At 36.0% G+C, this 15,734-nt stretch carries 15 protein-coding genes and 1 riboswitch; of the genes, 10 read left to right on the top strand and 5 right to left on the bottom strand.

The features are described 5' to 3' along the window. Window positions 1–69: 69 nt before the first annotated feature. Together ACUL40_RS12935 and ACUL40_RS12930 are read left to right on the top strand one after the other, a co-directional pair. Complete coding sequence (locus ACUL40_RS12935) at window positions 70–1,188, top strand: tripeptidase T (RefSeq protein ID WP_000609803.1); 1,119 nt, start codon at window positions 70–72, stop codon at window positions 1,186–1,188. Between the two features lie 447 nt (window positions 1,189–1,635). Then, the gene (locus ACUL40_RS12930) at window positions 1,636–2,874 is read left to right on the top strand and encodes a DNA polymerase IV (protein WP_001208858.1); all 1,239 of its coding nucleotides are present in this window, start codon (window positions 1,636–1,638) and stop codon (window positions 2,872–2,874) included. A 40-nt stretch (window positions 2,875–2,914) separates the two neighbouring features. Here ACUL40_RS12930 and ACUL40_RS12925 read toward each other — a convergent pair whose 3' ends face one another. Both ACUL40_RS12925 and mgtA read right to left on the bottom strand, forming a co-directional pair. After that, window positions 2,915–3,616: an MgtC/SapB family protein gene (locus tag ACUL40_RS12925; RefSeq protein ID WP_000262342.1), complete on the bottom strand. Its 702-nt coding sequence runs from the start codon at window positions 3,614–3,616 to the stop codon at window positions 2,915–2,917. Window positions 3,617–3,688: 72 nt separating this feature from the next. Beyond that, window positions 3,689–6,394 (bottom strand): magnesium-translocating P-type ATPase, encoded by a 2,706-nt coding sequence (gene mgtA, locus ACUL40_RS12920; RefSeq protein WP_445422657.1) that lies wholly within the window; start codon window positions 6,392–6,394, stop codon window positions 3,689–3,691. Window positions 6,395–6,725: 331 nt separating this feature from the next. Further along, window positions 6,726–6,893: riboswitch (M-box (ykoK) riboswitch) on the bottom strand. Between the two features lie 168 nt (window positions 6,894–7,061). Between mgtA and ACUL40_RS12915 the strand changes: the two genes are divergently transcribed. Further along, the gene (locus tag ACUL40_RS12915) at window positions 7,062–7,601 is read left to right on the top strand and encodes a hypothetical protein (RefSeq protein ID WP_000529166.1); all 540 of its coding nucleotides are present in this window, start codon (window positions 7,062–7,064) and stop codon (window positions 7,599–7,601) included. A gap of 34 nt (window positions 7,602–7,635) precedes the next feature. Here the strand turns inward: ACUL40_RS12915 and ACUL40_RS12910 are convergent, their stop codons facing one another. Beyond that, window positions 7,636–7,887, bottom strand: coding sequence for a DUF3932 family protein (locus tag ACUL40_RS12910; RefSeq protein WP_000665709.1), 252 nt, complete (start codon window positions 7,885–7,887; stop codon window positions 7,636–7,638). 189 nt (window positions 7,888–8,076) lie between these two features. On the opposite strand from ACUL40_RS12910, the gene rnz reads away from it, so the two are divergent. The 4 genes from rnz (at window position 8,077) to sdaAA (ending at window position 11,437) form a co-directional block, all read left to right on the top strand. Then, window positions 8,077–9,000, top strand: a complete 924-nt coding sequence (gene rnz, locus ACUL40_RS12905; protein WP_000397455.1) for a ribonuclease Z — start codon at window positions 8,077–8,079, stop codon at window positions 8,998–9,000. 502 nt (window positions 9,001–9,502) lie between these two features. Beyond that, complete coding sequence (locus ACUL40_RS12900; protein ID WP_000233385.1) at window positions 9,503–9,715, top strand: hypothetical protein; 213 nt, start codon at window positions 9,503–9,505, stop codon at window positions 9,713–9,715. A gap of 165 nt (window positions 9,716–9,880) precedes the next feature. After that, on the top strand, window positions 9,881–10,540 hold the full coding sequence (sdaAB, locus tag ACUL40_RS12895) for an L-serine ammonia-lyase, iron-sulfur-dependent subunit beta (protein ID WP_000877445.1): 660 nt from the start codon (window positions 9,881–9,883) through the stop codon (window positions 10,538–10,540). Window positions 10,541–10,558: 18 nt separating this feature from the next. Further along, entirely contained in the window at window positions 10,559–11,437 is an 879-nt protein-coding gene (sdaAA, locus tag ACUL40_RS12890) for an L-serine ammonia-lyase, iron-sulfur-dependent, subunit alpha (protein WP_000489461.1), read from the top strand. Between the two features lie 46 nt (window positions 11,438–11,483). Here sdaAA and proI read toward each other — a convergent pair whose 3' ends face one another. Further along, a complete protein-coding gene (proI, locus tag ACUL40_RS12885) occupies window positions 11,484–12,323 on the bottom strand; it encodes a pyrroline-5-carboxylate reductase ProI (protein WP_000027249.1) in 840 nt (279 codons plus the stop codon). A gap of 165 nt (window positions 12,324–12,488) precedes the next feature. On the opposite strand from proI, the gene ACUL40_RS12880 reads away from it, so the two are divergent. Both ACUL40_RS12880 and ACUL40_RS12875 read left to right on the top strand, forming a co-directional pair. Beyond that, on the top strand, window positions 12,489–13,442 hold the full coding sequence (locus ACUL40_RS12880; protein ID WP_000125119.1) for an MBL fold metallo-hydrolase: 954 nt from the start codon (window positions 12,489–12,491) through the stop codon (window positions 13,440–13,442). Between the two features lie 9 nt (window positions 13,443–13,451). Continuing rightward, window positions 13,452–14,246, top strand: coding sequence for an SDR family NAD(P)-dependent oxidoreductase (locus ACUL40_RS12875; RefSeq protein ID WP_000147794.1), 795 nt, complete (start codon window positions 13,452–13,454; stop codon window positions 14,244–14,246). A 29-nt stretch (window positions 14,247–14,275) separates the two neighbouring features. Here the strand turns inward: ACUL40_RS12875 and ACUL40_RS12870 are convergent, their stop codons facing one another. Next, entirely contained in the window at window positions 14,276–14,464 is a 189-nt protein-coding gene (locus tag ACUL40_RS12870; protein ID WP_001003222.1) for a YqzH family protein, read from the bottom strand. A gap of 224 nt (window positions 14,465–14,688) precedes the next feature. On the opposite strand from ACUL40_RS12870, the gene argC reads away from it, so the two are divergent. Next, window positions 14,689–15,726, top strand: a complete 1,038-nt coding sequence (gene argC / locus ACUL40_RS12865) for an N-acetyl-gamma-glutamyl-phosphate reductase (protein WP_063220771.1) — start codon at window positions 14,689–14,691, stop codon at window positions 15,724–15,726. The last annotated feature ends 8 nt before the right edge of the window (window positions 15,727–15,734 follow it).

Raw genomic sequence — 15,734 nt, 5'->3', positions numbered from 1 at the left:
AACTTTTGCGAAATTCTGTTATAATTAATAGTGTTACATACATAATGGTAGTGCAGGAGGCGCAGTCTTATGATTAATCAAGAACGTTTAGTAAATGAATTTATGGAATTAGTACAAGTAGATTCTGAAACGAAATTTGAAGCAGAAATCTGCAAAGTATTAACGAAGAAATTTACAGATTTAGGTGTAGAAGTATTTGAAGATGACACAATGGCTGTAACTGGTCATGGTGCAGGTAACTTAATTTGTACTTTACCAGCAACAAAAGATGGTGTTGATACAATTTACTTTACTTCTCATATGGATACAGTAGTTCCTGGTAATGGAATTAAGCCTTCTATTAAAGATGGATATATCGTATCAGATGGTACAACAATTTTAGGTGCGGATGATAAAGCTGGATTAGCATCAATGTTCGAAGCAATCCGTGTTTTAAAAGAGAAAAATATCCCTCATGGTAAAATAGAATTTATTATTACAGTCGGAGAAGAATCAGGTCTTGTTGGTGCAAAAGCATTAGACCGTGAGCGTATTACAGCGAAATATGGCTACGCATTAGATAGCGATGGAAAAGTTGGTGAAATCGTTGTTGCAGCTCCAACACAAGCGAAAGTGAACGCAATTATTCGCGGGAAAACAGCTCACGCTGGTGTAGCGCCGGAGAAAGGTGTATCTGCAATTACTATCGCAGCGAAAGCAATTGCGAAGATGCCACTTGGTCGCATTGACTCTGAAACGACTGCAAATATTGGACGTTTTGAAGGTGGTACACAAACGAATATCGTTTGCGATCATGTACAAATCTTTGCAGAAGCTCGTTCTTTAATTAATGAGAAAATGGAAGCACAAGTTGCGAAAATGAAAGAAGCATTTGAAACAACTGCAAAAGAAATGGGCGGTCATGCAGACGTTGAAGTAAACGTTATGTACCCAGGATTTAAATTTGCTGATGGCGATCACGTTGTAGAAGTTGCAAAACGTGCAGCTGAAAAAATTGGTCGTACACCTTCTCTTCACCAAAGTGGTGGCGGAAGTGATGCAAACGTAATTGCAGGACATGGTATCCCAACAGTTAACTTAGCGGTTGGTTATGAAGAAATTCATACAACAAACGAGAAGATTCCTGTTGAAGAATTAGCAAAAACAGCAGAATTAGTTGTTGCAATTATTGAAGAAGTAGCGAAGTAATGGAATAGAAAAAGCGTGTAAATCAATTATGATTTACACGCTTTTTATTTTGATTCGATTGCTTTGACAAGACGTATAAGCGAATATAAGAAAAACTATGGAAGTATATACGTTGTTGCTACATGTACTAGACGAGGGAATAACCTTAACGTATTCATATTGAAAATCGGAAGTAGTAAATAATTAATTGCAATGATTAATATAACTACAAGGAATGTATAGTTGAGTTTATCCCGCTATTTGCCGGACAGTAAGACCCCTACCTCAAAATTCAGCGAAAGTAAAGAAGTTAGGTGGGGGCCCTGCTGCCCGTAAAAGTCCGATTAGTGAGAGTTGATTAAAGTTTCGATTTATATCGATTATAAAAAAGAACAAGTAATTATTATAACTATTGTGCAAAATTTGATATAATAAAAGAACGAACGTTCTGATTAGGGAGTGAGTACTATGCGAGAAATGTATCCGAAAAATGGTCGTGTTATTTTACATGTAGATATGAATTGCTTTTTCGCATCTGTTGAAATTGCTCATGATCCATCATTACAAGGAAAGCCATTAGCGGTTGCTGGAAATGAAAAAGAGAGAAAAGGAATTATTATAACATGTAGTTATGAGGCGAGGGAATACGGAATACGTACGACGATGCCCCTTTGGGAAGCGAAAAGGTTATGCCCGCAATTAGTTGTAAGGCGTCCTAATTTCACATTATATCGCGAAGCTTCATTTCAAATGTTTCAAGTCCTTTCTCGTTTTACAGAAAAGATACAACCAGTCTCAATAGATGAAGGATATTTAGATATTACAGATTGCTACGCACTTGGTTCGCCTCTTGAAATAGCAAAGATGATTCAACAAGCACTATTAACAGAGTTGCAGCTTCCGTGTAGTATCGGAATCGCTCCAAATCTTTTCCTAGCAAAAACAGCTTCTGATATGAAAAAACCTCTCGGTATTACCGTACTTCGAAAACGTGATATTCCAGAAATGATTTGGCCACTTTCAGTTGAAGCAATGCATGGGATTGGAGAAAAAACAGCTGAAAAATTAAATGAAATTCATATACATACAATTGAACAGTTAGCGAAGGGAGACGAGCATATCATTCGCGCTAAAATTGGCAAGCACGGTATTGATTTACAAAAGCGTGCAAAAGGTACGGATGATAGGGAAGTGGATCCGAGTCAAATGGGCCAACATAAAAGTGTCGGTAACTCGATGACTTTTTCAAAGGATATGGATGAAGAGAAAGAATTACTTGATATGTTAGAACGGTTATCAAAATCAGTGAGTAAAAGATTACAAAAGCGAACCCTTGTTAGCTATAATATTCAAATTATGATTAAATACCATGATAGGCGAACAGTAACACGGAGTAAGCAATTGAAAAATGCAATTTGGGAAGAACGCGATATTTTTCAAGCAGCATCCCGTTTATGGAAGCAACATTGGGATGGTGATTCCGTTCGTTTACTAGGTGTTACAGCTACTGAAATAGAGTGGAAGACAGAATCGGTGAAACAATTAGATTTATTTTCATTTGAAGAGGATGCGAAAAAAGAACCACTACTTGCTGTCATTGATCAAATTAACGATAAGTATGGAACACCGATTTTACAACGAGGTAGTCAACTACTACGTAAGCAAGAGAAGTCGTTTCAACAAAAGTTAGAAAATAAGTTTATGTAGAAGGTGTCATGAAGTAGTAAAATCATGACACCTTTCCTAGTTAACTCGCTTCTAAATTTAAAGAAGTCTTCCATCCAGCTCCAGTAACGCCAGATTCTAATAGCATTCTACTTACTATTTTTTCAATTAAGATAGCCGCATTTGTCTTGCAATGTAATGTAGCCTGTATACACACCTTTTGATTAGAATCTACGTCTTCACTATACAACTCTTTTAAACCGATTCCTTCTGTACTTACCATATGCATAAGTAAAAAACGAATATGTGCTTCATTTTCTTCTGAACAAGTAAGGGAAAGTAAGTAGTTCGTTTGTTCTGGTGATTCTTCTTTTGATTTTTTATTCATAAAAAGAGCAATTGGGCGAAGAAGTATATTTGCTAGTAACACGCCTGCTGCACCTAATATAGCTGCAACGAGGAAACCGGCGCCTGTAAGAGTACCGACAGCAGCTGCACACCATAAAGTAGCTGCTGTATTTAGCCCTCTAATACTAAAACCATCGCGGATAATAACGCCACCCCCTAAAAATCCAATACCACTAACGACTTGAGCAGCAATGCGGGATGGGCTAGCATCATGATCAAGCATGACGGATAATAAAACAAATATACAGGCACCAAGTGATACGAGAGCATTTGTCCGTAACCCAGCCATTCGGTGTCTCCATTGTCTTTCCATTCCAATGCAAGCTCCTACAATAATTGCTATAACTAACCTGAATACAATGTCGTACCATACCATCATGGTCACCTCCATATATAATATGTGTTATGTTTTTTAGAATGAGCGGGGGATACCCACTCATTCTTATTTTTACAACCAGCTATGAAACTTTTTAATATAAAGCTTTTTCAGGAATTGTGTTAAAAAAGCGTAGCCTAATAGTATTCCTACTAACCAAGGGAAATAGTTAAGTGGCAATGCTTGTAAACCAACGGCTGCACCAAGTGGTGAGAATGGAATATAAATCCCGATTGCCATAATAAGAGCGGTTAATAAAACGACTGGTGTTGATGCAGTGCTTTGAATAAATGGAATCTTTTGTGTTCTTATCATGTGAACAATTAAAGTTTGTGTTAACAACCCAACGACAAACCAACCGGACTGGAATAATGATTGCTCGCTCGGTGTATTTGCACCAAATACATTCCACATGACTACGTATGTGATAATATCAAATATAGAACTAATTGGGCCGATACAAATAATGAAGTTTCGTAAGTTTGCAGTATCCCATTTTCGTGGTTTTTCTAGAAACTCTTTATCCATTTTGTCCCATGGAATAGAAAGTTGTGAAATATCATAAAGTAAGTTTTGAATTAAAAGATGAATGGCAAGCATCGGTAAAAAAGGAATGAAAGCACTTGCTACTAACACGCTAAACACATTACCGAAGTTAGAGCTAGCTGTCATCTTAATATATTTTAAAATATTTCCGAATGTAGTACGTCCTTCTAAAATCCCTGCTTCTAATATAGTTAAACTTTTTTCGAGTAGAATAATATCGGAAGCTTCTTTCGCAATATCAGTAGCAGTATCAACAGATATTCCGACATCAGCTTCACGTAATGCTACAGCATCGTTAATGCCGTCTCCCATGTAACCTACAGTGTGTCCATTTCCTTGTAATGCGTGTATAATACGAGATTTTTGCATGGGATTAAGCTTCGCAAATACAGTCGTTTCTTCGGCAAGTCTTGCTAATGCTTTATCTGGTAAAGAATCAATCTCGTAACCGAGGATTGGTTCGCAGATATCTAATCCAACTTCTTTACAAACCTTTCTTGTAACAATTTCGTTATCGCCAGTTAAAATTTTCACTTGTACACCATGTTTTTGTAATGCTTGAATTGCAGCTGCTGCAGATGGTTTCGGTGGATCTAAAAAGCCGATATATCCAGCGAGAATCATATCAGTTTCGTCTTTTACTGCGTACTCTGTATCATTTATTCTTCTATCTTTTTTATAAGCCACAGCAATAACCCGCATACCTTCACTATTTAGTGTCTCACTTATTTTTTTGACATTTGAACGTATTTTCTGGGTGAGTGGAACGATTTTTTCATCCACTTCAGTGTAGTTACAAATTGATAAAATTTCTTCTACGGCACCTTTACAAACCATTGTATGTTCACCTGAAATATCCTTTACGATGACTGACATACGCCGGCGGGCGAAATCGAATGGAATTTCATCTAGCTTTTGAAAAGCTGATGGATTAAATGTATTGTTTTCCTCTGTATGCTTAATAACAGCTTTATCTATTAAATTTTTCAATCCAGTTTGATAGAAACTATTTAAATAGGCAAATTGCAAGACGCGATTGCATTCATTTCCCTTGGGATCTAAGTGACGAACAAGGACAACGTTATCTTCTGTTAAAGTTCCGGTTTTATCTGTACAAAGAATGTTCATAGCACCTAAGTTTTGAATAGAATTTAGCTGTTTTACAATTACTTTTTGTTTAGACATTTTAACGGCACCTTTAGCTAAATTAGCAGTTACAATCATTGGTAACATTTCAGGTGTAAGGCCAACAGCGACGGCAATAGCGAAGAAGAAAGCTTCTTGCCAATCACCTTTTGTGAATCCATTAATGAGAAGGACAATAGGTGCCATAATAAGCATGAATGTAATTAAGAGCCAGCTTACTTTGTTTACACCTTTATCAAAGTTTGTTTCTACACGCTTTCCAATTACCTTATTGGCTAAAGAGCCGAAATACGTATCGGTACTTGTTGAGATGACAACAGCTTTTGCGCTACCACTTACAATATTTGTTCCCATGAAACAAAGGTTTTCCATATCGAGTGGATTGTAATTTTTTTTCATGTTTGTCGGTAAGATATGCTTATTTTCTGTATGGTAGCAGTGTTCGTATTTTTCTACAGGAAGTGCTTCCCCTGTTAAAGAAGATTGATTAACAAATAAATCTTTAGCGGATACAATACGCACATCAGCTGGAATGATATCACCGGCTGAAAGGGAAATGATATCGCCAGGTACAAGTTCCTCAATTGGAATTTCTGTTGTGTAATTTCGATTTAAATTCGTTACATTTTTTGTTTCATGTACAAATCCATTTATTCTAAATACGCTTGCAGTTGTTCGAACCATAGCTTTTAAATTATCGGCAGCTTTTTGAGAACGAAATTCTTGGGAAAACCGAATTGTTGCACTAAGTAGTACCATTGCAGATACGACAATTGTTCCTTGCATATCATCCGTGAAAAAGGAGAGTGCTCCAAGAGCTAATAAAACGAAAATAAATGGATTTTTAAATGCCGACAGAAATTGAATGTACCACGGTGCCATTTTATTATGAGCTATTTCGTTCGGACCATATAAAGAAAGTCTACGAGACGCTTCTTGTTTAGATAATCCATCTTGTGTTGTTTCTAAAAGTTTTAACGCAGAGCTTACATCTTGTGTTGCAACCTCCACTAATAATTCGTTATTTGTTTTCATGCTATCTTGCTCATAAGCATGCTTTGTTTCTTGTCTTTGTAAATTAAACATCGGTAGTTCCTCCTCTGTCATGAAGGAGGAAACAATCTGTTACCTAACTATTTGAAATGGTGAGGAACAGTTTCTTTCCTACCTACATGATGAAATATGAATGTAAAACGTATGGGTATCTGGGCCGAATCATCAATTGCCAACTGTTCCTCACCTCCGTACAATTTAGTAGTTTCTGAATATGCTATGTTTGTTTCATAGTAAGGTGCATATAGACGTAAAAAGACCTTTACTCAAAACGAGTAAAGGTCTGAATTCGCAGTTAAAAGAGTCCACAACAAAGACTGTTAGTAGACATAAATAAAAACAGTTTTTGTGTATGACAAAATACATGCACCTCTCCCTCGTTGAGTTTTAGCACTGTATAGCATAGGTACTGAAACCAGCTACATTAAAAAAGGCCTTCATTCCGACCTTTCCTGTTGACCCATTGGCGTCTCTCGACATTTTTGGGCAGCAGCGTTTCTCTATACAGGAGCCTCACCTAACAGAGACCATATTCAATTACATGTTGAATGTTAGCACTGTAAAATTGTAGTGTCAATATCTTTTTTATCTGTGTTTTTAAAATATTAAACGGATTTATAATAGATATGTGGGATGAAATGTATGATATTGATTATAAATAATATGAAAAATAAATATTTTTATAAAAGGGGAATTTGTAATGGGACCACAAAATTTTATTATAAATATTGAGAATCAAAAGTGGTTGTTTAATGAGCAGGAAGATTTATGTTCTCACGGGGAAATTTATTTAAATGTGGATGGAACGATTATTACACAAACAGGTATGGATGAGGAATGGGGAATAAGTGAATCAGCTTTAGCTCTGTTACGAACTTTAGATAAAGAATATATTTGTGATATTGAAAATGAAGAGGGGCTTATTTTGCACGGATGTGGCACTATGCTCATGTTAGGATGCCCAATTTCAATTCATTGGACTATAAACCATATAGGTGAAAATGTGGTTTTAAAGGATTTTGTCAAAGTTATTTCTACTGATCAAAAGGCTATATACTATGAAGGGCTTCATATAGAAGTAAATGAAAATGAATATAGAAAACAAATTGTTTCTTTTGCACTACAAGCAAAAGAATTATTTAATAAATCAAGTGAAAAGATAATTTCAAATGAGTTTGAGCGAAGTATGTATACCGACTTTTGGACGGAATATAATCATTTGCTAAATAAGTATAAATAAAAAAGCACTGTAACCAGTGCTTTTTTATTATAGATTACGAGATTGTAGGGTTTTCAAAAATAACAATCTCTGAACTGTTTGTAGTTGAAACGCGTTGGGCGTAATATGTTAAAGCTGAAGAAATATATGCTGGTAACGTATCATTTGTATGTGATGTTGTATATTCATGGATTAATTCCTTTAAAGTTGTCCATTCTAATTGTGCTGGGTGATCAGACACGAAAGAACTTACCCAGCGATCAAATGAAGATGAAAAATCAGTTTGTAAACGAAATACTTCTTTCATAATAAAACGCTCCCTTAAAATGTAGTATAATCATTTTAACACAAAACACGAACGATTGCTAAATTTTTTAAGTATAATGTTCGTGTTATATAGTTGTCTAGATGATTGGTTATGTAAATTCAATTTGCCATTTGAAATAACATTCCGTAAGATGAGAGATAGAGTATATTTAGAGCTGGAGGAAAGAAAGTGGAATTTGTATTTTTAGGAACTGGTGCAGGTGTTCCTTCAAAAGGAAGGAACGTTTCAGCAATTGCTTTACAATTGTTAGAAGAACGAGGACAAACTTGGTTATTTGATTGTGGCGAGGCCACGCAACATCAAATATTACATACATCTGTACGTCCGCGCCGCATTGAAAAAATATTTATTACGCATTTACATGGCGATCATATTTTTGGATTGCCTGGTTTATTAGGTAGCCGTTCATTTCAAGGAGGAACTACGCCTTTAACGGTGTATGGACCGAAAGGAATTAAACAATTTATTGAAGTGGCATTATCGGTAAGTACGACACATGTGAAATATCCACTTGAAGTTGTGGAGATAACAGAAGAAGGTACCGTATTTGAAGATAATGAATTTTATGTAGAAACGAAAAGATTGTCACACGGTATAGAATGCTTTGGATATCGTATTGTAGAGAAAGATATACAAGGTGCTCTTTTAGTTGATAAGTTGCTTGAGATGGGTGTGAAACCAGGTCCAATCTTTAAACGTTTAAAAGATGGTGAAGTAGTTGAATTAGAGGATGGCACGATATTAAATGGAAATGAGTTTATCGGCCCACCTCAAAAAGGAAGAATTATTACTATCTTAGGTGATACGCGATATTGCGAAGCGAGTAGGGAGCTTGCGCAAGATGCAGATGTACTTGTCCATGAAGCGACTTTCGCAGCAGAAGATGAGCAACAAGCGTATGATTATTTTCATTCTACATCTAAGCAAGCTGCGAGCATTGCACTTCAGGCAAATGCGAAGCGACTAATATTAACTCACATTAGTTCTCGTTATCAAGGAGATACATATAAGGAATTATTGAAAGAGGCTAGAGAGTTGTTTTCTAATACAGAAATAGCGACAGATTTGAAATCATTCCCAGTAGAAAAATAATAATTTTGTAAAAAATGGTAACGGCGGGTTACCATTTTTTTATGTCTAAAAAAATTTAAAAATAAAACTGTTATTATTTTATACTTATACTTGGATGGTACAGAAAATTAGAATGGTTTGAATATATACGATAAAAATACGAAATAATGATTATTTAGAAAAACTGTTATATAAGTCAGATGACATACAAGTGATACAAATAGCAGAAATGGACTGTTATTCAGAACTTTTAAAATTCAACAAAAGTAAGCGTTTTATAAAAAACAAGCTATAATGAGGGCAGATTATAATTTATGATAAGTCGCATGTATTTTAGTCATTATCGTAACAAGTGAAGTTGACTAAATCATGAGAGAGTAACACGAGAATTATAATAGGAAAGATATTACTATTATTTGTCATAAGTCTTTTTCACTTTTTAGCTAAACGATATGATTAGCAAGTGTAGCTATTGCGAGTTCCTTAGTAGAAGCTTTTTATTAATAAGGTGGTGGAGATTTAATTGGTACACCACTCTTTAAAAGAGTTCAGAACATCAGCAGGTAGTCTAGGCGGAATAGCGGGTGCAAATTTAGTTGCATTAGCAATGGTTATATCACTTGTTTATGCTATGCTTGCAATGGCTTCTGTGTTAAACTTTGGATTGCTACCAGACTTTATTCTGGATCATCTTGTATCATTTTTAAATGAAAATAATGCTAAGATTCTTATGTAGTATGATAACTGGTATTATTTCAGGTTATATTGGATTACTTTTATTCAAAAACTATCCAATTCGTACAGCAGAACAAATTCGTGGTACAACTGGAAAAGCGACAGATGTAGCAACTTAATAGAATAGTAGAATAAATTTTTTCATAGAGGTTTAGGGGGAGTTATGATGAAGTATCGCTCAGTATTTGATATTATCGGTCCAGTTATGATTGGACCATCAAGTTCACATACAGCAGGCGCGGCAAGAATGGGGCAAGTTGCTCGCCAGCTGTTTCGTCATGAACCAGAAAGAGTAAGCATTTCGTTATATGGATCATTTGCAAAGACGTATCGAGGGCATGGTACGGATGTAGCACTAATCGGTGGAATATTAGGATTTGAAACAGATGACTTACGTATTCCAGAGGCGCTAGAAATAGCAAAAGAGCGCGAAATTGAAGTGGAATTCATTGAAGAAGATGCCAATGCACCTCATCCAAATACAGCGAGAATTCGTTTGTATAAAGGTGAAGATGAAATTGAAGTTGTTGCTTGCTCAATTGGTGGCGGTAAAATTGAAGTTGTAGAATTAAACGGATTCGATCTTCAATTATCAGGCACGAGCCCAGCACTACTTATTGTAAATAACGATCGCTTCGGTGCTATTGCAGCGGTAGCTTCAATCCTTGCGAAACATGAGATTAACATTAGTACAATGAGTGTTTCTCGTAAAGAAAAAGGAAGAAGAGCGCTTATGGTCATTGAAACAGATGAATTATTAGCAGATGAAGTAATTGAAGAAATAAAAGCGCAACAAAATATTTGTCAAGTAACTATTATGGAATAATTGCAGGGGGGACACACCATGTTTCGGAACGCAGCGGAACTAGTGGCGCAAGCTAAAGAACAAAATGTAAAAATCGCAGAAATTATGATTCAATGTGAAATGGAAACAAGAAGTATTTCACGTGAAGAAGTAATTGCTGGTATGGAAAAGAACTTAGTAGTGATGGAGCAAGCAGTAGAACGTGGTATTCGCGGCGTGAAATCACCAACTGGTTTAACTGGTGGAGATGCTGTAAAAGTTCAAGCGTATATGAAGAGTGGAAAAGGCTTATCAGGAGATACGATTTTGGACGCAGTAAGCAAAGCTGTTGCAACAAATGAAGTAAACGCGGCGATGGGAATTATTTGTGCAACACCAACAGCAGGGTCTGCTGGAACAGTGCCAGGTGTACTATTTGCACTAAGAGAAAAATTGCAGCCTACACGTGAAGAAATGATTGAATTCTTATTTACAGCAGGAGCTTTCGGTATGGTTGTTGCGAATAACGCTTGTATTTCTGGTGCAGCGGGAGGATGCCAAGCTGAAGTTGGTTCAGCAAGTGGAATGGCGGCTGCAGCCGCAGTTGAGATGGCTGGTGGAACACAAGATCAAGCAGCTACAGCGATGGCAATTTCATTAAAGAACATGCTTGGTTTAGTGTGTGATCCTGTTGCAGGACTTGTAGAAGTACCTTGTGTAAAACGTAATGCAGCAGGAGCTGCGAATGCGATGATTTCAGCAGATTTAGCATTAGCTGGTGTAACGAGTACAATTCCATGTGATGAAGTAATTGAGGCAATGTTTAGAATCGGACAAACGATGCCAGTAGCACTTCGTGAAACAGCAGAAGGTGGACTTGCAGCAACGCCGACTGGTCGTCGCCTGCAAGAAGAGATTTTTGGGAAGAACAATAACTAAGTGTAATTATAGAAAAAGGAGCTCAAATAAACTTGAGCTCCTTTTTCTATTTTTCTTTTGTTAGTTGTTCTAATGTTTTTCCAAGATTATGTGATCGTTTCGTTGCCTGTGTAATACAAGAAATAAGTGCTTGTTGAAATTTATGTTCTTGTAATACTTCAATACCTGCTTCGGTAGTTCCACCAGGAGAAGTAATTTCCTTTCTCAAAATAGAAGGGTGTTTGTCACTTGCTTTTAGCATTTCAGCAGCACCAATCATCGTTTGAAGAATAAGTGATTTTGCAACATCTTCTTTTAAACCAATTTTTTTTGCAGCTTCTTCCATAGCTTCCACTACGTAATAAATATAAGCAGGTCCACTTCCGGATAATGCAGTGACAGCATGCATATCTTCTTCCTCTACAACAGAGACGAGACCAATTGTTTCAAATAAAGATGTTGCAGTGCGAATATGCTCCGCTGTTGCATGTTTTGAAGGGGAGATAGCGGTAGCTGATTTTAAAATGGCTGCGGATGTATTTGGCATTGCACGAATAATTGGAACGTCTTTTTGAAGTAGTTTTCTAATTGAGTCAGTAGAAACACCTGCTAGTAATGAAATAATAAGCACGTTATTATTTATGTATTCTTTAAAAGGGGTAAGCGCCTCTGCAACATCCTTTGGTTTCATTGCTAGAAAAAGAATATTTGCATCAGTAAGTAATTCTTTTTTATTATGAGTACCTTTGACACCGTATTTTTTATGTAGCTCTTGTAATCTTGTCTCGTTAGAACGATTACTTACAGTAATTTGTTCACCTTTAACGACATTTGCATGTAACAAGCCACCAATAATAGCTTCGGCAATAGAGCCTGCACCGAGAAAGGAAATGTTTTGAATAGACATGATGTTCCTCCTTTAATTTTGGTTAGAAATTCTTATAAATGTACATACATTCGTTTTTTTATAGGAAACACCTCTTTTTATCTGAAAATAATGACAAATATATATAGAAGTTGTAAACTGAAGAAGTATTCATTTTTGAACCGGAAAGAGACAGGGGGGCTAAGCATGACGGCGATTCACCGAATGGAGATTCCTGTACCATTTGCAGTGGAAACTGTGAATGTGTTTTTAGTTGAGGGGGAGACATTAACATTAATTGATACAGGGACGAATACAGAAGAGGCAAGGAATGCGTTAGAAAGTCAATTAGGTGCATTAGGACATACGATAGAAGATATTGAAACAGTAGTCATTACGCATCATCATGCAGATCATTGTGGACTTTTAAATATATTTTCTGAGAAGACGAATATTATTGGACATCCTTGGAATGAGCCTTGGATTACACAAAATCCAGAATTTTTAAAGCGGTATCATGAATTTTTTAGAGAGACGGCCTTACAGTTTGGTGTGCCAGCAGCATTTTTGAAAGACGAGTCGTTATTGACGACGAGGACACTTAAATATTCTTGTAATAGATCGTTAACGCATACTGTGAGAGAAGGAGATCGTATTGATTCTTTGCCTGGATTTACAGTACTTGAAACACCAGGTCATGCTTCTACTCATATTTCTTTATATAGAGAATCTGATGGAATATTAATTGGTGGAGATGCTCTCATTAGTCATATTTCTTCGAATCCAATACTAGAACCGCCATATGAAGGGCAAACAGAGCGGGCACGCCCATTACTACAATATAATCAAACATTACAGCGTTTAAGCGAAATGAATATTTCACGCATTTTATCAGGGCATGGGGAAGATGTTCTAAATGTGAAACAACTTATTGAAACGAGATTACAAAAGCAAGAAACACGTGCTTTTAAAGTGCTTGAGTTATTAAAGGAAAAACCAATGACAGCATTTGAAGTATGTGTAAAACTATTTCCGGTATTATATAAAGAACAATTACCACTTACTATTTCAGAAACGGTTGGACAATTGGACTATTTAGCATATAATCAACAAGTGATGATTGATGAGTCATCGCAACAATTGATTTATTATGCAAAGTAGGTGACAGCAATGACAGGACGTTTACAAAATAAAGTAATCGTCATTACAGGTGCTTCTAGTGGGATTGGTGAGCAAGTTGCAATGCAAGTTGCAGCACAGGGAGCGACTCCAGTATTAATGGCTCGAACAGAAGAGAAACTACAAGCGTTAGTAGACAAAATTAAAGAAACTTATAATACGCCTTGCTATTATTATGTATTAGATGTAAGTGAAGAGATGGAAGTACAGTCTGTTTTTTCAAAGGTATTACAAGAAGTGGGACGTATTGATATATTAGTAAACAATGCGGGATTTGGTATTTTTAAAACGTTTGAAGATGCGTCAATGGGTGAAGTAAAAGATATGTTCCAAGTAAATGTATTTGGATTAGTAGCATGTACGAAAGCGGTACTACCTTATATGGTAAACAAGAACGAAGGACATATTATTAATATTGCTTCACTTGCCGGAAAAATTGCAACTCCGAAATCAAGTGCGTATGCAGCAACGAAACATGCTGTATTAGGATTTACGAATAGTTTACGCATGGAATTAGCGAATACAGATATTTATGTTACAGCAATTAATCCAGGTCCGATAGATACAAACTTTTTTGAAATAGCGGATCAATCTGGTACATATGTAAAGAATATGGGACGTTACATGTTAAAACCAACATACGTAGCAGAACAAATCGTAAAGTCGATGCACACGAAAAAACGTGAAGTAAACTTACCGAAGTGGATGGGAATTGGTCCAAAACTTTATGCTTTATTCCCAGGTTTATTTGAACGTGTAGCAGGTAAATCATTAAGTAAAAAATAGGAGATTTCCACATGGAAATCTCCTATTTTTTATTGTTTTCCAGTCACATAATCATAAACAATATCCTCAATCTCCTCGTATAAATCAATTTCAATATTTGAATGAGTCACCGTTTGAATATGTTTCACTAGCATTTCCTGATCTTCTTTTGATATTGGACTGCATTGATATTGCTGAAAACTTTTTATAATCATTTTCTCAATTAATTTTTCGTTCATATTTTTTCCCGCCTGTATGTACGTATGTATTGTTTTATTGTACTTGAAGTGAAATAAAAAAACTACTATGCACTATTTTTGTATAAAAATTCGGTTGAGTATATTATTTTTCTAATAAAATTAAGTTTTTTTAGATTTAAAAATTTATAAATATTTAATTGACTCTATAAATATACAATATTATAATCATACTTAATTTAAAGAATCGATTTGAGGAGGAACTTATGAAAGTCGCAATTATTGGAGCCACTGGATATGGGGGCATTGAATTAATTCGTTTATTAGAACAACATCCATATTTTTCTATAGCATCTCTTCATTCTTTTTCGCAAGTTGGTGAGTGTATAACAAATGTATATCCGCATCTTCGAAATGTCCTTTTTCATACGTTACAAGAAATTGATGTGAAGACAATAGGGAAAGAAGCAGAAATCGTATTTCTAGCAACACCAGCAGGAGTATCAGCGGAGTTAACTCCCAAGTTAGTAGCAGAAGGTTTAAAAGTAATTGACCTATCTGGAGACTTTCGTATGATAGATCCTTCGTCATATGAACTGTGGTATAAAAGGCCAGCAGCGAAAGAAGAAATTCTTAGAAAAGCAGTGTATGGGTTAAGTGAATGGAAAAGGACTGAGATTCAAAAGGCAAATTTAATTGCAAACCCAGGATGTTTTGCTACAGCCACATTGCTAGCGATAGCGCCGTTAGTACGTAGCGGCATGATTGAAGAAGATTCGATTATTATTGATGCGAAATCAGGGGTATCAGGAGCAGGTAAAACACCAACAACAATGACTCACTTTCCTGAGCTATATGATAACTTGCACATTTATAAAGTGAATGAGCATCAGCACGTTCCAGAGATTGAGCAAATGCTTACAGAATGGAATAATGGATCACAGCCAATTACATTTAGCACACATTTAATACCGATATCACGAGGAATTATGATTACACTTTATGCAAAAGTAAAACAAAAGATGGAAATAAAGCAACTTCAAAAATTGTATGAAGAAACGTATGAACAATCGCCTTTCATCCGAATTTGTACGCAAGGGAAATTTCCAAGTCCAAAAGAAGTGAGAGGCTCAAATTATTGTGATATTGGCATAGCTTACGATGAAAGAACTGAAAGAGTTACAGTCGTTTCTGTTATAGACAATATGATGAAAGGCGCGGCTGGGCAAGCGATTCAAAATGCAAACATAATAGCGGGACTAGAAGAGACAACAGGTTTACAACATATGCCGCTTTATCTATAAGGGGGACA

This window comes from Bacillus sp. KNSH39, from assembly GCF_052656585.1.
Note: the sequence above shows the minus strand (reverse complement) of the source record. Positions and strands in the feature narration are given on the sequence as shown.